The 20,992-nt window shown below is 56.0% G+C and carries 14 protein-coding genes; 3 read left to right on the plus strand and 11 right to left on the minus strand.

The window, feature by feature from the left end; all coding sequences use genetic code 11:
• Nucleotides 1–4: 4 nt before the first annotated feature.
• The 4 genes from R1T41_RS06365 to R1T41_RS06380 form a co-directional block, all read right to left on the minus strand.
• The gene (locus tag R1T41_RS06365) at nucleotides 5–1,045 is read right to left on the minus strand and encodes an NADP(H)-dependent aldo-keto reductase (RefSeq protein WP_317340702.1); all 1,041 of its coding nucleotides are present in this window, start codon (nucleotides 1,043–1,045) and stop codon (nucleotides 5–7) included.
• A 144-nt stretch (nucleotides 1,046–1,189) separates the two neighbouring features.
• Entirely contained in the window at nucleotides 1,190–2,308 is a 1,119-nt protein-coding gene (locus R1T41_RS06370) for an FIST C-terminal domain-containing protein (RefSeq protein ID WP_062950973.1), read from the minus strand.
• Between the two features lie 153 nt (nucleotides 2,309–2,461).
• On the minus strand, nucleotides 2,462–3,163 hold the full coding sequence (locus R1T41_RS06375; protein WP_062950972.1) for a J domain-containing protein: 702 nt from the start codon (nucleotides 3,161–3,163) through the stop codon (nucleotides 2,462–2,464).
• Between the two features lie 905 nt (nucleotides 3,164–4,068).
• Nucleotides 4,069–4,827, minus strand: a complete 759-nt coding sequence (locus R1T41_RS06380) for an arylesterase (RefSeq protein WP_317340703.1) — start codon at nucleotides 4,825–4,827, stop codon at nucleotides 4,069–4,071.
• A gap of 183 nt (nucleotides 4,828–5,010) precedes the next feature.
• Between R1T41_RS06380 and R1T41_RS06385 the strand changes: the two genes are divergently transcribed.
• Nucleotides 5,011–5,757: an ABC transporter ATP-binding protein gene (locus tag R1T41_RS06385; RefSeq protein WP_082832799.1), complete on the plus strand. Its 747-nt coding sequence runs from the start codon at nucleotides 5,011–5,013 to the stop codon at nucleotides 5,755–5,757.
• Nucleotides 5,754–8,312: an ABC transporter permease gene (locus tag R1T41_RS06390; RefSeq protein WP_317340704.1), complete on the plus strand. Its 2,559-nt coding sequence runs from the start codon at nucleotides 5,754–5,756 to the stop codon at nucleotides 8,310–8,312. Before R1T41_RS06385 ends, R1T41_RS06390 begins: the two co-directional genes overlap by 4 nt.
• Before the next feature lie 77 nt (nucleotides 8,313–8,389).
• Here the strand turns inward: R1T41_RS06390 and R1T41_RS06395 are convergent, their stop codons facing one another.
• Together R1T41_RS06395 and R1T41_RS06400 are read right to left on the minus strand one after the other, a co-directional pair.
• Nucleotides 8,390–10,006: an acyl-CoA synthetase gene (locus tag R1T41_RS06395; protein WP_317340706.1), complete on the minus strand. Its 1,617-nt coding sequence runs from the start codon at nucleotides 10,004–10,006 to the stop codon at nucleotides 8,390–8,392.
• A gap of 163 nt (nucleotides 10,007–10,169) precedes the next feature.
• Nucleotides 10,170–11,702: a hypothetical protein gene (locus tag R1T41_RS06400; protein WP_317340707.1), complete on the minus strand. Its 1,533-nt coding sequence runs from the start codon at nucleotides 11,700–11,702 to the stop codon at nucleotides 10,170–10,172.
• A 252-nt stretch (nucleotides 11,703–11,954) separates the two neighbouring features.
• On the opposite strand from R1T41_RS06400, the gene R1T41_RS06405 reads away from it, so the two are divergent.
• A complete protein-coding gene (locus R1T41_RS06405) occupies nucleotides 11,955–12,674 on the plus strand; it encodes a Bax inhibitor-1/YccA family protein (protein ID WP_062950961.1) in 720 nt (239 codons plus the stop codon).
• A gap of 90 nt (nucleotides 12,675–12,764) precedes the next feature.
• Here the strand turns inward: R1T41_RS06405 and R1T41_RS06410 are convergent, their stop codons facing one another.
• The 5 genes from R1T41_RS06410 to R1T41_RS06430 form a co-directional block, all read right to left on the minus strand.
• The gene (locus R1T41_RS06410) at nucleotides 12,765–14,342 is read right to left on the minus strand and encodes a hypothetical protein (RefSeq protein WP_317340709.1); all 1,578 of its coding nucleotides are present in this window, start codon (nucleotides 14,340–14,342) and stop codon (nucleotides 12,765–12,767) included.
• A gap of 188 nt (nucleotides 14,343–14,530) precedes the next feature.
• Nucleotides 14,531–15,472, minus strand: coding sequence for a zinc metalloprotease HtpX (htpX, locus tag R1T41_RS06415; RefSeq protein WP_062950958.1), 942 nt, complete (start codon nucleotides 15,470–15,472; stop codon nucleotides 14,531–14,533).
• A gap of 168 nt (nucleotides 15,473–15,640) precedes the next feature.
• The gene (locus tag R1T41_RS06420; RefSeq protein WP_317340712.1) at nucleotides 15,641–18,820 is read right to left on the minus strand and encodes a multidrug efflux RND transporter permease subunit; all 3,180 of its coding nucleotides are present in this window, start codon (nucleotides 18,818–18,820) and stop codon (nucleotides 15,641–15,643) included.
• A 38-nt stretch (nucleotides 18,821–18,858) separates the two neighbouring features.
• Entirely contained in the window at nucleotides 18,859–20,025 is a 1,167-nt protein-coding gene (locus R1T41_RS06425; protein WP_062950953.1) for an efflux RND transporter periplasmic adaptor subunit, read from the minus strand.
• Nucleotides 20,026–20,148: 123 nt separating this feature from the next.
• Nucleotides 20,149–20,802, minus strand: a complete 654-nt coding sequence (locus tag R1T41_RS06430; protein WP_062951351.1) for a TetR/AcrR family transcriptional regulator — start codon at nucleotides 20,800–20,802, stop codon at nucleotides 20,149–20,151.
• Nucleotides 20,803–20,992 lie beyond the last annotated feature (190 nt).

Consider the following 20,992-nt stretch of genomic DNA (forward strand, 5'->3'; position numbering starts at 1 on the left):
TGCCTTACGGGCAAGGGTTCGGCCAGGTGGTCTGGATTTTCTCGATCTCGGCCAGAACGTCGTCGGACAGTTCAATATAGGCAGAGCCGATATTGGATTTGAGCTGTTCCATGCTGGTCGCGCCGATGATGTTGGCGGTCAGGAACGGGCGGGTATTGACATAGGCCAGCGCCATCTGTGCCGGATCAAGCCCGTTATCCTTGGCAAGTTTGACATAGGCCATTGTGGCCTTGATGCCATTTTCGGTCAGGTAACGGCCGAAATATTGCGGCCAGATGGTTGTCCGTGCGCCTTCGGGCCGCGCACCGCCGATATATTTGCCCGACAATGCCCCACCGCCCAACGGCGAATACGCCAGAAGACCGGCATCTTCGCGGATCGAGCATTCGGCCAGACCGACTTCATAGGTGCGGTTCAAAAGCCCATAGGGGTTCTGCACCGAAACCACGCGCGGCCAGCCTTTTTTCTCGGCCAGTTCAAGGAACTTCATCAAGCCCCACGGGACTTCGTTCGACAGCCCGATATGGCGGATTTTTCCCGCCTGTACGAGGTCATGCAGGGCTTCGAGGGATTCCTCGATCGGGGTGAATTCCTCGTTCGCGTCATGGACGTAACCGAGTTTGCCAAAGAAGTTGGAATTCCGGTCCGGCCAATGGAGCTGATAGATATCGACATAGTCGGTTTTAAGGCGCTTGAGCGAACCGTCAATCGCCTCGTTGATCTGTGCACGGGTCAGGCGCGGGCCACCGCGGACATAGGGAAAACGTTCGGCCGGGCCGACAATCTTGGTGGCGATCACCAGATCATCCCGGCGACCGCGTTTTTCAAGCCAGTTGCCGATGATGGTTTCGGTTTTGGTGAAGGTTTCTTCCATCGCCGGAACCGGATACATTTCGGCGGTATCGATGAAATTGATTTCGTTACTGGTGGCGTAGTCAAGCTGTTCGAAAGCTTCGTCCTGGCTGTTCTGCTGGCCCCAGGTCATGGTGCCCAGGCAAATGACACTGACATTGATGTCAGTTCGTCCCAATCGACGATATTCCATAGATCAATCCCCTTTTGCGCCCTGATTGGGCGCACTTTATTTTCAATGGTATGAATATATCCCGGTCGCGGAGTGATGAAAGCTTTTAGCGCGAATTTTCTTGCAACATCATGGAATTGCAATGAATTTTCGACGCATTCGACCCTAGATGAACAGGGTCAGAACACCGGTATAGCTGTAAAAGCGATCATTGCAGACCTCGCCACTGCCGTAAAATCCGGTGAGCGGCAGATCACCGATTTCATCGCGGATGATCATCATTTCACGGCTTTCGGTGCCAAACAGATGGGGCCCGCGGGCGACACAACTGCAATACAGCGCACCACGCGGTTTGCCCGGCAGGCGTTTTTGCAAATCAGCCAGCATGCGGCGCAGATCCTGTTCGGCGGCAACACCGTCACGCCGGACAAAACGGATGGTATCGCCCACCTGCACATCGCCACTGATGGCCATCAGATTGTTGTGCGGATCGACCCCCATCAGGTTGCGGACAACAAAATCGCCGGTGTCCGACCCCGGCACCATCAGGGCGACGTGATAGCGGCCCGAGGCGATGGAATGCTCGCTGCCGTCGGCTTCCATTTCCGATTTGAAAACGTCGAGTGCCGGACGGTCATCAAGGGTGGCAATGATTCCCTCGCGTCCCTCGGTCACGCGATGCACCGGCCCGACCGGCGTGCAGGCCTGACTGATGCCGACCTGCACCATTGTTTTGCCGGCAAACAGAACGCCCGACAGGCCGCCATTGACGACCCTGTCGGCAATTTGCGGGGCACCACGTTCGCCCGATGCAATACCGCCCACCAGATAGGTTGAGCCCATGCGTGCCAGTTCGGACAGTGTTGCGAGACTTTCCGGGGCCGCCGGATCGCCATGGACAAGACCAAAGATCGGTTGCAGGCGATCAATCGCGCGCTGCAGTTCCGGCGCGTCAAGATCGGCATCGGTTTTAAGCGGTTCGAAAATATGGAAATCGTCGGGGTCGATCTGGGCGACCATGACGGAGGCCGCCGGAACGCCGAAATAGGCGCGGCCTGATCCGCAGACGCCAATCCCGACGGTGCCAACCCAGTGTTCAAGCGACAGGCGGGAACGCAGGAAAGTCAGGATGCTGCCTAGATCGGCGGCCAGTGCCTCGGACACATATAAAAAAGCCAGTGCCTGTTGCGGCAATGGCTGTGTTTGCAATTGATCGGCCAGTTCGGTGGCGACTGCTGCCCAATTTTCCCCGCTGGCATGTGCCGCATGAAATTCAGCCGTCATGCATTCTCCCGCTTTTTGAAAACCTGCCTGATGATGTGGCGGTCCGTTTTCTTGGTCTTGTGGTTATCCAAGCTCTATCTAAGCATTCGGGTGGGCCATTCACAATGGGCGGACTAAAGATTTCATTCCCGCTTTGGTAAAGCCTGTAACCCGTCAGGCAATATGTCGGCGCAACAGGTCCATGGCGGCATTAAGCTGCGTCATGCGTTGATGCGATCCATAATTGCTGTCGGGATGGTGAATGGCGGCCAGAACGCGATATTTGGCGCGGATCGACTTTATGTCGGGCCGGGCATTGGGCGCAAAGCCCATGACATGCAGGGCTTCGTTAAAGGTCGTGACCCCGCGATCAAGCGGCTCGAACGCCAGATTATCGACGATGGCGCGCAAACGTTCGAGTTCCTCGCGCGATTGCAGAAGTTCGACCGGTGGCTCGTGCTGCCGCTTTTTCATCGCGTGGGCTTCTTCAAGGGCCTTGCGTTCGGCGGCAAGGATATCGGCCTTTTCAACGCGCATCTTGACCTCGCCCTTGTCAAAATGAAGCGCCATATTGAGCGCCTTGCGCACCGCGATGATCGAATGCCCCGGTGGCAAACGCAATTGCAGCCTTGGTTTGCGCCGCCAGGGGCGGCCTTCGGCGGGGCCGGATTTCAGGACGATGGTTTCACGGTCACCGGGGGGCGGATCACCCGGATCCTCGTAATCCTCAATCGCGCCCTGGGGCACAATCAGCATGACGGAACGCGCCAGATCGGCGGCATTCACACCGCGCTTGGTCGCCAGCGCCAGAACGGCATCACGGAAAACCGATGAACACGGAATGGTATAGGATTGTTTGACGGATTGTGTTGCCATCACCCCCTTATCGCCCCCTGCCCTATTTTCAGCTGTAAAATCAGCCTGTTAGATCACGCTTTCAGATATTGCCGTTCGTGAAACTGCCTGTTGAGGCAAAGTGTAGCGGTCGGGGACTCGGCCTGCAACTGCGTTTGTAGGCAAAATTGAATCGCTTCCGATTCATCCACAGGGAAAATCGGCGGTTTCTGTTTGATGTTTCGAGAAAATGATCCAATATAATGCACTGATATTAAATGATATTTTTGGTTTTGGCAGAAATTCGCCGGGCGCATCTTTGGTGTTTCAACAGCAAAAATCCGCGACGGCCTTTCGGGCACAAGGGAACGTGGCAATTTTCGGCTAATTCATTGTTATAAAATGACTATTCTGAATTTCCGGAAGTGCCTTGCAGTTGGGTGGGCTTCCGGCATTTTCATCCATCCGGTGTGCCGGCCTGCTGCGTCGTGGTCACGCCAAAGCGTGTTACCTACAAATGCAGTTGCAAGTGGCAATATTCGAAACATAACCGAAAGTAAATGGTGTGTTAATTTCACACCTGATCAGGTGTTTTGAGCGGTTTTTGCCCGTTTTCGGGTCCGTTTTGATGATTTTGAAACCGCGTCCGCAACACCTTAAACAATTGATTTAATTTGATTAAATTCGAATTTTCAGTTTCATCGCAATTGATCACGGCTATGGCGACAGCATCGTTTCGGTTTGTTTCCTAATTCTATCTACGAATGTAGTTTTTTGGTTGGATTTCGACGAAATTGCCGTGCCTGCGGGGCGGTTCCACGCCCGTCCGGGTGCATTTTGACACCCTTTACCACATTGTTATTAAACGGTTTTTCAGAAATCCGCCCAAAAACAACAAAGGCTGTGACGGGCGTCACAGCCTTTGGATCGTCAGATGTTCGGGAAAATCAGGAATCGGCTTCCAGCACGTTAATCACCTGCGGCAGGATGCGTTCAACTATCACCTTGACCCCATCGGCATTGGGATGGATGCCGTCATCCTGATTAAGGCTGGAATCGGCGGCGACCCCATCAAGGAAGAAGGGATAGAAGGCGAGCTGATATTCTGCGGCCAGTTCGGGGTAGATTTCATTGAATTCAGCCCCGTATTCCTTGCCCATATTGGGTGGTGCCATCATTCCGGCCAGCAGAACGGCAACATCGCGATCGCGCAGTTTTCCAATGATTTCATCAAGGTTTTCGCGGGTCTGGGACGGTTCGACCCCGCGTAGCGCGTCATTGGCACCCAGTTCAAGCAAGACCACATCGGGATCATCGACCAGCGCCCATTCAAGGCGCGAAAGACCCGCCGCCGTCGTATCGCCGGAAACCGAACTGTTGATAACCTTGACGTTGTGCCCGGCATCGCGAAGGGCAGCTTCAAGCCTAGGGGCAAAGCCATCCTCGTGCGAGAGGCCGTAACCCGCCATCAGGCTGTCGCCATAAAGCATCAGGGTTTGCGGGGCATTGCCCGAAGCAGTGTTTGCCGCATTGTCGGCCGCCTGGGCATCATGGATGCCAAACAGGCTCATCGCGCCAATCAGAATGCCAAAAGCCATACCGGCACAGCGGAACAACCGGCGGGAAAGCCCACCCAAAAGTCCGGTTTTTTGTTTGAAAGTGAACTGGTTAACAGCCGGGTCTTGCCCGAACAGCGTATATGCCACAAATCTCACCTTATGTTTTGTCATCCTGCACGGACGGTTACCCGTTGGTTACCTGCTGGTCACTCATTGGTTACCTATTGGCTCCCTTGGTATAAACAAGTTTGAACCGCCGATACTAAATTCCGTACAGTTATTTAACCCGTTTCCTTAACCTTGCAATGCCTTAGCCCGATTGGACCTGTAATGAGTGTTACCGAAACTGCCACTATCGCGGATAAAAACACGGCCACGACCGAGGCCGGGCGTCAGCGTACCGTCGATGTTTCCGGGCTTAAGCTGAGCCTTAAGGGACCGGCGGGGATTGTTGATATCCTTAAAGGGGTCGATATCCAGATTGATGCCGGCGAACGTGTCAGCCTTGTCGGGCCGTCCGGATCGGGCAAAACGTCGCTTTTGATGGTGATTGCCGGGCTGGAACAGGCGCAGGAGGGCACGATCAATATCTGTGGCGAGGATTTGCGCAAGCTTGATGAAGATGGTCTGGCACTTTATCGCCGCCATCATGTCGGCATCGTGTTTCAGGACTTTCACCTTGTGCCGACCATGACAGCCCTTGAAAACGTCGCCCTTCCGATGGAGTTTGCCGGACGCAAGGATGCGTTTGAACGCGCCGAGGCGGAGCTTAAGGCCGTCGGGCTTGGTCATCGCATCGGGCATTATCCGGGGCAGTTGAGTGGTGGCGAGCAGCAGCGCGTGGCACTCGCGCGTGCGCTTGCGACCGACCCGGAACTGCTTCTGGCGGATGAGCCGACCGGCAACCTTGACGGGGCCACGGGCGAAACGATTATCGAATTGCTGTTTGATCTGGCGAAACGCAAGGGTTCGACTTTGCTTTTGATTACGCATGATCCGGGGCTGGCATCGCGGTGCGACCGGTCGATCATGCTGCGCGACGGGGAAATCGTTACGCAACAGGATACCGGGGCATGAGCAGTATTTCCCAATCCACCAACGGGACGGAAAAGCTGTGGTCGATTGCCTGGCGGGTCTGCCGACGGGAATTGCGCGGCGGGTTTTCCGGCTTTCGCATTTTTCTGGCCTGTCTGGCACTTGGCGTCGGATCAATCGCCGCGGTCGGAAACGTTTCGGAATCCGTTTTAAATGCGCTTGAGCGCGATGGCCGGGCCCTTCTGGGCGGGGATGTCGAGCTTCGCCTTGTGCATATGCCCGCAAGCGAGGAACAGCAGACCTGGCTTTCGGAGAATACCGAACGCATGGGCGAGCTTGCGACCATGCGCGCCACCGCCTATGGGCCGGAGCAGCGCAGGCTGGTCGAGCTTAAGGCGGTTGATGATGTCTATCCCCTGTTTGGCGAGATGGAACTTGCCGACGGTATTCCGTTTGACGGTGCCCTTTCTAAAAAGGACGGTGTCTGGGGCGGTGTTGCCGAGGCCGGGCTTCTGGAGCGGCTTAAGATCAATGTCGGTGATACGGTGCGCCTTGGCGATATCAATATCCAGGTGCGCGGCGTGATCGCAACCGAACCCGACAAGGCGGTTGGCTTTTTCAATTTCGGCCCGCGTTTGATGGTGTCGATGGATGCCCTTGCGGATACCGGGCTGGTGCAGCCGGGCAGCCTGATCAATTATTATTACGCTTTGGATCTGAATGACGCGGAAACGCCAAAGGTGTTTCGCGACCGGCTTGATGCACAGTTCGAGGATGCCGGATGGCGCGTGCGCGATGTATCGGATGCCAATCCGGGCCTGCGGCGGTTTATTGAGCGGCTGACGCTGTTTCTGACACTGGTGGGGCTTTCGGCCCTGCTGGTCGGCGGGATTGGGGTTGCCAATGCGGTGCGCAGCCATATCGAAAGCAAAACATCCGTCATCGCGACGCTTAAATCCATCGGGGCATCGCATGGGCTGGTGTTGCGGATTTACTTCCTGCAAATCCTGATGCTGTCACTTGTCGGGATTGGTATCGGGCTTCTGATAGGGGCGGTCACACCGGCGATCATCGCACCACTTCTGGCGGGGCGTTTGCCGATTGATGTGACATTGGGCCCGGCATTGCCGTCGCTTCTGATTGCGACGGCGTTTGGCGTTCTGACCACACTGGTCTTTGCCATGCCGTCGCTTTTGCGCGCACGTGAAATTCCGGCAGCCCGGCTTTTCCGGGCCAGTGCGGGATTAATGAATGGCAGTGCGCTTCGCAAGCGTGACCTGCCCTATGTTGGTATTCCGCTTATCCTGTTGCTTCTGCTTACGGTGTTTACCGCAACAGATCGCGAGATCGCGCTTGGCTTTATCGCCGGGTCGCTTCTGGCGATTGCGGTTTTTGCCGCGGCAGGCAAGGCAATTGTATCGCTTTCAAAACGGATGACCGGCGGGCGGAATGCCTTTAGCCGACTGGCGCTGGCGAACCTGCACCGGCCGGGTGCGAGCACGGTGCCGGTTGCGCTGTCGCTTGGGCTTGGTCTGACGCTGCTGGTGACGATTTCGGGGATCGAAGGCAACCTTGATCACGAGATCAACGAGAATTTGCCGGACTCCGCCCCGGCGTTTTTCTTCCTTGATATCCAGCCTGATCAGATGGATCAGTTCAAAACGCAACTTCTTGAAAAAGATAACGTTTCGGATATCGAACAAACACCGATGCTGCGCGGGCGCGTGGTTGCGATTGACGGGGTCGATGCCAATGATGTTGGTCCGGGGGATGATCGCTGGTTCCTGCGCGGTGACCGTGGTCTGACCTTTGCCGCAAGCCCGCCGCCGGAAACCCAGATCGTGCGCGGGGAATGGTGGCCAGCCGATTATGACGATGCCGCCAAGCCGCTTGTTTCCATCTCGCGCGATATTGGCGAGGCATTTTCGCTGGAGCCCGGTGACACATTGACCGTCAATGTGCTGGGCCGGGATATTACCGCCGAGATTGCCAACTGGCGTGAAATCGAATGGCAAAGCCTTCGGATGAATTTCGCCATGGTGTTTTCGCCGGGCCTGATCGACAAGGCACCCTATAGCCTGATTGCGACGGCGCATATGCCGCGCGAGATGGAAGAACCGGTTGATCGCATGATCGGCATGGATTTCCCCAATGTGTCAGCCATCCGGGTGCGCGAGGCGCTTGAAGCCGCCAATGCCATTCTGGCCGGAATAGGAATCGCACTTAACGCGACCAGTTCAATCGCGATTGTCGCCGGTGTTCTGGTCCTTGCAGGCGCAGTCGCCGCCGGACGGCGCAAACGGATTTATGATGCGGTTGTTCTCAAGACCCTTGGGGCGACACGCGGCAATATCCTTTATGCCTATGCGCTGGAATACGGGATTTTGGGCCTTGCGACCGGGGTGATTGCCGCCCTGTTTGGCAGTCTTGCGGCATGGTCGGTTCTGGTGCTGATCATGGAAGCATCATGGACGTTCCTTCCGATGACGATCTTTGGTCCGATTGCGATTGGTCTGTTTGCGACCCTGTCGGCGGGCTTTATCGGAACGTGGCAGGCGTTACGCAGCCCTGCGGCACCGCTTTTGCGCAACGAGTAGCGGGCAGGACATAACACCAAAAAGGGCCGGTCCATCACAGACCGGCCCTTTTCATTTTGATTTGGTATCGGCCGGAACTATGCCAGATCGCGAAGGGCACGGCGGACGACCTTGCCGGTTGTCGTCATTGGCAATTGTTCTATGAAGGCGATTTCACGCGGATATTCGTGTGCTGCCAGACGGGTTTTGACGAAATCACGGATATCGGCCTCAAGCTCCGGACTTTGGGCAAAGCCATCGGCCAGCACGACGAAGGCCTTGACGATCTGGCCGCGCTGTTCGTCGGGCTTGCCGATCACACCGGCCATACGCACGGCGGGATGACCGATCAGGCAATCCTCGATCTCGCCCGGGCCGATGCGATAACCCGCCGAACTGATCAGATCATCATCGCGCCCGACAAAGCGGATATAGCCATCCGCGTCAAGTTCGCCCATATCGCCGGTCAGAAGCCATTCGCCGATGAATTTATCGCGGGTGGCTTCGGGGTTGCGCCAATATTCCAGAAACATCACCGGATCGGGTGACCGAACCGCAATCCGGCCCATTTCCCCGGCAGGCAGCACATTGCCCGCCATATCGATCACCGCAACATCATGCCCCGGCACGGGGCGGCCCATGACGCCGGGTTTGGGTTCCATGATCGACTGACAGGAACTGACCACCATGTTGCATTCGGTCTGGCCATAGAACTCGTTGATGGTGACGCCAAACACCCGACGCCCCCAATCAAGAAGTTCCGCGCCCAATGTTTCACCGCCGCTTGCGATGGAGCGGATATTACATTTGAACTTTGCCGCCACATCATCCCCGGCGGCGCGCATCATCTTAAGCGCGGTTGGCGGCAGGAAGGTATTGCGCACGCCATATTCGGCAATCAGGCCAAAGGCGGCCTCGGCACTGAATTTTTCAAAACGATGGGCCACGACCGGCTTGCCGTGATGCCAGGCCGGCAGCAGGACATCCAGCAACCCGCCGATCCATGCCCAGTCGGCCGGGGTCCACATGACATCGCCGTCCTGCGGAAAGAAATCATGCGACATTTCGACACCGGGCAAATGACCCAGCAACACACGATGGGCATGCAGCGCGCCCTTTGGCTGCCCGGTGGTGCCGGATGTATAAATGATCAGGGCCGGTTCATCAGCACGCGTCTTGACCGGTTCGAAATCGTCGCTGGCCTCGGCCGAGAGTGCCTTGAAATCAAAACAGCCTTCAGGCGCGCCATCAATGACATAGACATATTCAAGGGCCGGAAGCAGATCACGGATTTCAGCAATCTTGCGTGCCCCTTCCCGATCGGTCACCAGTGCCTTGGCGGCACAGTTGCCAAGCCGGTATTCAAGGGCCTCGACCCCGAACAGGGTAAAAAGCGGCACGGCAATGCCGCCCATTTTATAGGTCGCGATATGGGCAACGGCGGTTTCGGGGCTTTGTGGCAACAGGATGCCGACCCGATCCCCGCGCCGGATGCCGTGACGGCGCATGACATTGGCGAAACGGTTCGACAGGCGTTTGAGCTGCGCAAAGCTGTAATCGCGGCGTGAACCATCGCGCCTGCGATACATCAGCGCAAGACGATCCGGATCGTCTGCCCACTTGTCGCAAACATCGACACCAATGTTGAAATGGGTGGGTACGTTCCAGACAAAATCCGAACGCACCGACGCGTAATCCGCACGAACCGGCAGCATGTTTCCTCCCTGTATCCGCCACGTCTTTTTGATTTTTTGATTTCACGACGTTTTGGTCGGCGACATGCTAGTCGATGCATCCGCAAATATGAACCATTTTGTCATGCGCCATCAGGCACAGCCCGGTGTCATACCGAACGGTTCAATCTAAACGGAAAGGGCTCTAGCGCGCCGGATCAAGCAGGAAGGTAAAATTGGCCGGTTGGCCAGCATCGGTAAAGGCCGTGGCATGACAGCCAAGGCAGGTGCCATCCGCCTGATGCTGGATAAAGCTTTCGAGCGCGGTATTGGTCAGAAAACGCGGAATTTCCCCAACACCAAACGGGGCACCGCCGCCATTACCGATCCATTGCGTTCCGAGCAGAAAATAGTTCTGCAAGACACTGCCTTCGAGTTTGCGCTGCCAGACAAAATTGGCTTCGGCCGTGCCGGAAAACAGCCGCCAGCATCGGACAATATCGGGGGCAGCAACCCTGTTCCCATCGGTGTCACGGGCATAGGGCGGCTGATCGGCCCAGCGCAGATCGGACCTGATGATCCCGTTTGCTACGCGATCCGTTTTACCTTCCAGCTCACCCCCGCCAAAGAAGATGTAATCGCGGTCGGTTTTTTCGGGTGCCAGACAGCCATCGGGGAAAAGATCGTTGGCGATGATGCTGTTGGGACGCCGGGCATTGTCGGCCAACGGTGCATTGTCGGCATGTTCGAAGCTTGACCAGATCCAGCGATCACCGTTACCGCTTTTGACCCGCTGGACAATATGCAACCCGACCAGTCCGACCGTGACATCAAGGCATCTCGCGGTGCCATCAAGCGTATCATCGGCAGCAAGTGCAATCCGGGCCGGACGGGTATAGTAACGATCCTGATCCGCGGGGCTGGTAATGATCCGCCATGCAAATTTCGTCAGTTGCGCACCGGGTGTCAGCCAGGTCTTGTCGCTGGCGAGCAATTCCGAATTATCGGCAACCTTTCCGCCGGCTGACAGGGTCAGCATCGGAAATTCCACCGACTGGCCGCTTTGGGCAAAGGTCAGACGACCCTGCGCCGTCCCAAGACCATTCCAGCGGATATAATCAGCCGCAACGTCATTGATCCGCGTGTCATACAGGATGAAATTACCCGCCTGATCAATCAGGATATCGCCCGATGACTGGATAAATGCCGACAGTAACAGATGTCCATCAGGCAACCCGGCGCGGCAAGAGGCATTGGCCTTTGCGACATCGCCAAACACATCATTCTTGGTGGCATAACTTTCCCAAAGCCCATGCCCCGCATCGGGTTGGCGATATCCGGTCGCAATCGGCGCACCCGCATTATCATGGGGCCATAGCAGCGAAACAAAGGATTGCCATGAAAAGCGGTCAAAAGGACGCTGTGCCTCGTAAGCGACGAAGCGATAGATGAAATTGGCATCGAATTCGGGCACGTCGACGGGCATGGCGGCACAAAGTCCGCCCACGCCGGTTGTCGCGCAAAATTCATCTTCGGGATAAACCGCGTTGAAAACCGGTATCTCGTTGGCCTTTTTCGATGCGACAAAATTGGGATTCTGGGCAGATGCCGCCGACAGGGTGACAAGCAGAACGATGCAGGCAACCAGCAATCCAGCAACAAGTCGCAGCAAAGTCACCGGTAAAGACCGATCCGGGTTTTCTGACATATCATTGATATCGAAAAACTTTTTTCGCATGCCCGATCAATCCGTAATCACAACCGGCAGAAAAGCACGGTTCGTGAAACCTGATACGTGATTATAGGCCGAATTGACCAGAAAGTCGCGAGAGCACATCCCGCGCAGCCAAGTGAACAAGATCACAATATCGTCAGTCCGAAACGAAAGGTCATCGGCCAAACCGTTGCTTTTCACGGAAATCCTGCCATATTTTCAGCATCGCAGAGTTCTATGAACATTCTGCCCGTTATGGATCAAAGAGGGATTTCAATGGCTTTTGAAACGCGTCAACGCGGCTATGACGTCTCGGTTGGCCGGTCGGCGGCCGAGATTGATGAAGGTCTCCGCGCCTATATGCTGCGTGTCTACAACTATATGGCATCCGCACTTGCCCTGACCGGTATCGTCGCGATGGCTGTGTCGACCAGCCCTACCCTGATGCAGGCGATTTTCGGAACCGGCTTGCACTGGATCGTGATGCTGGCCCCGATCGGCCTCGTCCTGTTCCTGAGCTTCCGCATCCACAAGATGAGCTTTGGTGCTGCACAGACCACATTCTGGATTTATGCGGCTCTGATGGGTCTGTCGCTGTCGTCGATCTTCCTCGTGTACACGGGTGAAAGCATCGCGCGGACCTTCTTCATCACCGCAGGCACCTTTGCCGCGATGAGCCTTTATGGCTACACGACGAAGAAAGACCTGTCGGGTTGGGGAAGCTTCCTGTTCATGGGCCTGATCGGGATTATCCTGGCCAGTGTCGTGAACATCTTCCTTGGCAGCACGATGCTTCAGTTCGTGATCTCTGGTGCTGGCGTTCTGATCTTTACCGGTCTGACCGCCTATGACACCCAGCGGATCAAGGAAAGCTATCATGCGCACGATGATCAGGCGACCGCAGGCAAAAAAGCCATCTTTGGCGCCCTGCAGCTCTATCTGGACTTCGTGAACCTGTTCGTAATGCTGCTTCAGTTCTTCGGTAATCGCGAATAGAACTGATCCCGGCATTCGCAGTCGGAAAACCCCGCATCCGAAAGGCTGCGGGGTTTTCTTTTGCCTGTTTGGAACGTGACAGGAACCGGATTACGACGCCTTGGCTTCGCTGGTGCCACCGGTTGCATCAATCACCGATTGGCGCTGAGCGAGTTGGTGCAGCATGTTTTCGGCACGTGTAAAGCTGCCCGAAGCAGCACGTGCCGCACCACGCGCAGCCGCCTCGTCAAATGCCTCGTAGGCCTGCGAGAAATTCATCCGTGCCTGGGATATCAGCTTGATATCCTTTTCCGCGGCACCGGTCGAAAACTGGACACTGCCAAGCGCAAACATGGCCCGCCCCCAGAGGTAGGGATGATCCCGTCTGGAGCAAAACTTGAGTGCGGCCTGAAAAACGGGGATCACCTGTTCGGCGGGGACGCCGATGCTGCCGATAGAGGACTGGGCGACAACGGATTCGGCCAGGCCATAAGCAATCTGCGCATATAACACCGTGTGCGCCTTTGCATTTACCAGTCCCAGCGCCCGACGATAATGGCCGCTGGCGGTTTGCGCCATTTCGATATCTTCGGTTTCCTTGGCGTGGATCATCATGGCCTCGCCCAGTTTGCCAATGGCAATTGCGCGGGAAACGGGCGTACCGGCCATCAGTTCAAAGCGACGTTCCAGAAGCTTCCACAGGCCAATCGCCGTCGCACCCGAACGCGCGTTCATGTTGCTGACCATAGACCAGTTCAAAAGCGTGCCATACAGCGCCAGAACTGCTGAACGTTCAGGATTTATCAGGGACAGATCACCGATCCCGCGCAGCATGTCTTCGGTTTTGGCAACGGTTTCGACGGCCTGTTGCTGGGTGACGCGTTCATGCAAAAGACCGGCTGGCTGCTTGGCCTTTTTGACTTCTTTTGGCGGTTCTGCCGCCATGGTCAGGAATTCACGGACGATTGGTTCGATTGCGCGAATGGCGCTGACGCAATAGCTGCGTTCGCCGGTTTCAGCCAGCATGACGGCACCAAAGGCATAGGCGGTTGCCACCCCCTGCCCGACATCATCAAAGCTTTCGCCGTTATTGATCCGTTCCTGAAGGTCTGCGAGGTGGGATGTCAGACGTGCCACCTGCAGGGCGCGCTGATCATGGCCGCGCGCGCGCGCCAGCAATTCACAGGTCAGCAGGATATGCAGGGCAGCAGCCGTATCCTTGTGCTGCGGCTGACGAAAGGAATGAACAAGCGGCAGCAGCAATTCATAAAGCGGGGAGGCCAGCAAATCGTTGCTGAAATGAACATCAAGCCCGCCGGTATCCGGATTGGTCTGCCCCCAGAATACCGCCGTGGCATCCTGACGCCGGGCCAAGTTTAACACACCGGCATGGGCTTCGCGCACGGCCTGAAAGGCATCCGCAATATCGGTATTGATTGCGACATGCCGACCCAGCATCAATGCAGCGGTATCAGGAATATCGGAAAGGGTTCGTTTCAGCCAGTCACCGGCCTGATCGGGCAAAGGCGTTCCGGACGGATCTTCGGGAACAAAATGTGCAATGGCATACAGGCATGGCTCAACACGGTCCCCCGGCATATCGGCCGGAGCAGAACCGTCTTCAACCATTTCCCCGGTTGTAAAGATGGACTTGAAAACAAGCCCCACCATGGACCAGAAGCCCGCCATTTATCCCCTTCTCAAACGTCCTTCGTCATCCGTGGCCGGAGGTTGACTTAGATGATTGTGATATAATCACTTGTGGCGGCGGCGGCGTCAATAATACGCCGCCCCATTTCACACCATACAGAAGGATAAAGAGGCCCGTTACGTATAGGGACCGGTCGGAAAATGACCCCGGATTTTAGTAACTTAGATTAATTCCAGGGACGGCGACGTACCCGGCGTTCCTTTGCCGAGCCGGACCACGGGCCGGATTTTGTCGGCGCTGTCGTTCCCGATTGTGGCGCGCCGGCCATTTCGCGCAATTTGGCGATACGGTTGGACATGCTCGGATGGGTTGAAAACAGGTTGTCCACGCCTTTGCCCGAAAGCGGGTTGGCGATATACATATGCGCGGTCGCAGGATTGCGTTCGGCATCCATATTGGGAATGGTCCGAACACCCTTGTCGAGTTTGTTCAGCGCTGATGCCAGCCACATCGGATGGCGGCAGATTTCCGCCCCGATCTTGTCGGCCTCATATTCGCGGGTACGCGAGATTGCCATTTGCACCAGCATCGCGCCAAGCGGTGCCAGAATGGCAACAAGGATCATCCCCACCCCGCCCAGCGGATTGTTGTTGTCATTGCGACCACCACCGAACATCCCGGCAAACATGGCAAAGTTCGCCAAGGCAGAAATCGCCCCGGCGATGGTGGCGGTGATGGTCATGGTCAGGGTATCGCGGTTTTTGATATGGGCCAGTTCATGGGCCATCACACCGGCAATCTCGTTGCGATCGAGCAACTGCATCAGGCCGCTGGTGGCGGCGACGGCTGCATTTTCGGGATTGCGCCCGGTGGCGAATGCATTGGGCTGGGGATTATCGATCACATAGACCTTGGGCATCGGCAGCCCGGCATTCTGCGCCAGTTCGCGCACCATCGATACCAGTTCGGGTGCCGTGCGGTCATCCACCTGTTTTGCACCACGCATGCGCAAAAGCATGGAATCCGCATTCCAATAGGCAAACACATTCATCGCCGCGGCAAACAGCAATGCGATGATCATGCCCTGCTGTCCACCGATCATCATGCCAACCACACCAAACAGTGCAGTCAAACCGGCCAGCAGCAAACCTGTACGCACATAATTCATGGTCGACACTTCCTTTGACGAATACTCCGGCCAGAAGATAGGGAGAAGTTACGCCAAGGCAAGCACGACCGGAATTTGATGAGATCAACGTCACAGGAAAGAAAAGAAAACAGCCGGACCACGGGGTCGGGGGAACTTTATGGTCCGGCTGTTATGCAACGGTTTTCGTTACTCCGCGGGCTGCTGCGCGTCAGCCCCATCAAGTGAACGAACCTCGTTGCGTCGGCCCATCTTGCGCACCAGCACGTAGAACACCGGTGTCAGGATCAGACCGAAGATGGTCACACCCAGCATCCCCGAGAAGACGGCGATGCCGATGGCCTGGCGCATTTCGGAACCCGCACCGCTTGAAATCACCAGCGGGACAACGCCCATGATGAAAGCAAGCGACGTCATCAGGATCGGTCGCAGGCGCAGGCGGCTGGCTTCGATTGCCGCCTGAACGGTTGTCCGGCCCTGATGTTCAAGTTCGCGGGCAAACTCGACAATCAGGATGGCGTTCTTTGATGCCAGTCCGGCCAGAACGAACAGACTGATCTGGGTGAAGATGTTGTTGTCACCCCCAAACAGATAGACACCAAAGGCAGCCGAAAGCGTACTCATCGGGACGATCAGGATGACCGCCAGCGGCAAGGTCAGGCTTTCGTACTGGGCCGCCAGAACAAGGAAGACCAGCAGAATACAAATCGGGAAGATGAAGATTGCCGTGTTACCCGCCAGAATCTGCTGATAGGTCAGGTCGGTCCATTCATAGGATATTCCCGGTGGCAATGTTTCTTCCAGGATTTTTGTAATCGCGGCCTCGGCCTCGCCACTGGAATAACCCGGTGCGGCGTTGCCGTTCAGATCAGCCGAACGGAAGGCGTTGTAACGCATGGCGGTATCCGGACCGAATGTTTCGGATACGGAAAGAACACTGCCAAGCGGAACCATATCGCCATCCGCATTGCGCGTTTGCAGACGCAGGATGTCTTCCGGACTGGACCGATAGGGTTTGTCCGCCTGTGCGATCACCTGATAGGTACGACCGAACTGGTTGAAGTCGTTGACATACATCGAACCCAGATAGATCTGCATGGTCCGGAAGATTTCATCGACCGGAATGCCGAGCTGCTGAACCTTTGTACGGTCAAGATTGGCCTGCAATTGCGGGACGTTGATATTGTAGCTTGAGAACACACCGGTCAGTTCAGGTGCTGCCCATGCCTTGGCCAGTACCTGTTTCATGGCGTCATCAAGCGCACGATATCCCTGGTCGCTGCGATCCTGCACCTGCAGTTTGAAACCGCCCACCGTGCCAAGACCCTGAACCGGGGGTGGCGGGAAGATGGCAACGAAGGCCTCGTCAAGTGCGGCATATTTCTGTTGCAGCTTTCCGGCAATCGCCAGCCCCGACAGATCATCGGATTTGCGTTCGGCAAAGTCGGTCAAGGTCACGAAGACGATGCCGGCACTTGAGCTATTCACAAAGCCGTTGATCGACAGGCCGGGGAAGGACACGGCACTTTCGACACCGGGTTCCGCCAATGCGATTTCAGACATTTCGCGAATGACTTCTTCGGTACGGTCCAGTGTCGCGCCCTGCGGCAATTGTGCAAAGCTGACCAGATATTGTTTGTCCTGCAACGGAATGAAGCCGGATGGCAAAATCTGGAAACCCTGCCAGGTCAGAACCAGCAATCCGGCATAAACCGCCATCATGATGGTTTTCATCCCCAGCAACCGTTTGACACCCCCGCCATACAGTTCCGTACTGCGGTTGAAGAACCGGTTGAACCAGCGGAAGAACCAGCCAAAGACAAAGTCCATGGCGCGGGTCAGCCAGTCTTTCGGTGCGTCATGCCCTTTCAGCAGAAGTGCCGACAGAGCCGGGCTGAGCGTCAGGGAGTTGATGGTTGAAATGATCGTTGCAATGGCGATCGTCAGGGCGAACTGCTGATAGAACTGCCCGGTCAGGCCGCTGATGAAGGCAATCGGAACGAAGACGCCGGTGATCACAAGCGAGGTCGCAATGATCGGCCCGGTGACTTCGCGCATCGCGGCCACGGTCGCATCGCGCGGCGAAAGACCACGTTCGATATTACGTTCGACGTTTTCGACCACCACGATGGCATCATCGACCACGATCCCGATTGCCAGAATGAGCCCGAACAACGACAGCACGTTGATCGAGAATCCCAGCAACAGCATCAGGGCAAATGTCCCGATAATCGACACCGGCACGGCCAGCAGCGGAATAATCGAGGCACGCCATGTCTGCAGGAAGATTGTCACCACTACAACAACAAGGGCAACAGCTTCGAGCAGGGTTTTGATCACCGACTTGATCGAGCTTCGAACAAAGACGGTCGGATCGTAAACGATGCTGTATTCAAGACCTTCGGGGAAGTTTTCCTTAAGCTCCGCCATGGTTGCGCGAACGTTGCTTGAAATTTCAAGCGCGTTGGACCCCGGCGATGCAAAGATCGGAAGGGCGACGGCCGATTTGTTATCAAGCAGGGAACGCAGGGCGTATTGCTGTGCCTCCAGCTCGACCCGGGCGACATCGCCAAGACGGGTTACAGTGCCGTCTTCGTCACGATTGATGATGATTTCGGCAAATTCCTCGGGCGTTTCGAGGCGCCCGTGAACATTGATCGGCAACTGGAACTGCACACCAGTATCATACGGTGCGCCGCCAATCGTACCCGCCGCGACCTGCACGTTCTGGCTTTGAATGGCTGAAACAACATCGCCCGCGGTCAGGCCGCGTTCGGCAACCTTGTCCGGATTAAGCCAGATGCGCATCGCGTAGTCACCCGACCCGAACAGACCGACCTGCCCGACGCCCTTGATGCGGGCCAGCTGATCCTTGACATTCAGGGTCGCGTAGTTGCGCAGATAAAGCATGTCATAGCGGTCATTTGGCGAGAGCAGATGCACCACCATCGTCAGATCCGGGGACTGCTTTGACACCGTCACGCCAAGCTGACGGACGATATCAGGCAAACGCGGTTCGGCCTGCGATACCCTGTTCTGGACTTTTTGCTGTGCCAGATCGGGATCGGTCCCGATTTCAAAGGTCACGGTCAGGCTGAGACGGCCATCGGTCGTTGCCAGCGAGTTGACATACAGCATCCCCTCGACCCCGTTGATCTGTTCTTCAAGCGGGGAGGCGACGGTTTGCGCAATTTCAGCCGGGTTTGCACCGGGGAATTGCGCTTCGACCACGACGGTCGGCGGCACGACTTCCGGATATTCGGAAATCGGCAAATTCAGCATGGCAATTAAACCTGATAACAATATCAGGACGGATAGAACGCCAGCGAAAATCGGGCGATCCACAAAGAATCTGGATATATTCTGCATAACGGTCAGCCTAGTCTTTGCGCGCAGTCAAGCATCCGTCAGGATGCCGAGGCCTGCAGAATTTCAGGAGCAACAGGCATACCGGGTCGAACTTTCATGATCCCGTTCACAATCACCATGTCACCGGGTTCAAGCCCGGATGTCACGATGCGGCGCCCGTCAACTTCGGAACCCAACGTCACCTGACGATAGGCAACCGTGTTATCCGACTGGACCACGTAAACGAATTTACGGTCCTGATCGGTGCTGATTGCTTCTGGTGAAATCAGGATGACATCCTTTTGGCCCGGTGTACCAAGCTGCAGGCTGGCGAAGCTTCCGGGCAGCAAGGCGCCGTTGCTGTTTTCAAACAGGGCACGGGTGCGGATGGTACCGGTACGGGTATCAATCCGGTTATCAAAGCTGTGAACAAAGCCCGAAATGGTTTCGCCACCGGCGACAGTCATGCGAACCGGGATTTGCTGTGCTGCACCGCCGACCTTGTTGGCATCATAAATGCTGGCGAAATAGGTTTGTTCGTCCAGATCGAAATCGGCATAGATTTTCCCGGTCGAGACAATCGTGGTCAGTACCGGGGCGTTCGGCCCGGCATTCACCTGATTGCCGACGGTCAGTTCGACACGGCTGACGCGGCCATCAATCGGTGCCTTGACAAAGGCATGATCAAATTCGATTTCGGCAAGCTCAAGCTGCGCCAAGGCGCGATTGACCTGGCTTTGAGCGACCTGATGGGTGTTGACGCGTTCGTCAAAGACACGTTTGGAAACGGTGCCATTGGCCACCAGTTTCTCGGCACGTGCCTTTTCCTTGGCAGCAAGCGACAGGGTCTGGCGGGCAGCAGCCAGTTCGGCCTTGGCTTCGTCAACAGCGGCCTTGTAAGTGCGGGGATCGATGACTGCCAGAATATCGCCTTCCTTGACGATCTGGCCGTCTTCGAAGCGGATATCAACAATGGCACCACTGACCTGCGGGCGAAGCTGGACTTCCTCAACCGCGCTCAGACGGCCGGAGAAATTGTTCCACAGCCTTACGGACTGGCTATGGACGCCTTGGACGGTAACAGGGGTGATTTGCGGTTCGGCCTGTGCGACGGCTTCGTCGGCACCGGCGGAACCAATCATGCTAAGCCCGTAACCACCGGCAGCAATCGCAACGATTGCAGCTGTGGCTGGCAGCAACATTCTCAGTTTGGATCGTGATTGCATCTTTCCATTTCCCAATAGCGTTACCCGCGCATTCGCGGACAGAATAACGGGAAGATGCGTACCGATCGGTTTGTTCGCAAGAGCGAAATGAAAAAAAATTGCAGTCGTTCTAAATTTTACGGATTATTCGGCAGCCGACAACGGGGCCTCTTTGGCCTTCATATCCCTGAATTCACAGCGCAAATCAAGGATTCGGCAGATGCCGACACGCAAATCAGACCGAACAGTATCGGCACAGTTAAAAACCTTGCCATATGTCAGCGTGCCATGCACGAACTGGAAAACAAGACGCGCAAGAGTCGTGACGTCGGCATCGCCCGAAAGCATGCCTTCGCCCTTCAGGCCACGAATCATCGAGGCAAGATACTTGATCTGTTCCTCGGCCAGTTCGCGCGAACAGTCCTGAATTTCGATATCTTCGGGGCCGACCTGGCCACCGGCGGTAAAGATGGGGCAGACACAGACCTCTGTATCGCCCGGTACGCCCTGCGTTTTCTGCTTGTTCATGACCAGGTCGATATAGCGATTCAACTGATCAAGCGGGGCGATTTCAGGGGAAAAGATGGATCTGAGTTCATCCTTGCCCTTGTCCCAGTGATGACGGGCAGAGGCGGCAAACAGGGCGGCCTTGCTGTCAAAATGATGATAGAATGCGCCCTTGGTGACCCCTGCATGCTTGCAGACATCACTGACACCAATATCGTGATAACTGCTGGTCCATAGCAATTGTATGGCTGTCTCCAGCAGCTTTGTCCGGGTCTCGGCAGCGTTCCTCATTTTCACACCATTTTTTTCGTCTTCTGTATTCAATATACGTACCGGTTGGTATTTTTCAAGGCTTCCACGGCCTTTATTGTATTTTCATCATATAAAAACGGCAGGAGGATGACAGTAAATTAAATCGATTCAATTACTTCGCGGCCAGCACCCTCTTTAAAAAAGTTGCCAACCAACTGGCATCCGGGTG

Origin of the sequence: Thalassospira lucentensis (assembly GCF_032921865.1) — a bacterium.
Taxonomy (GTDB): Bacteria; Pseudomonadota; Alphaproteobacteria; order Rhodospirillales; family Thalassospiraceae; genus Thalassospira; species Thalassospira lucentensis_A.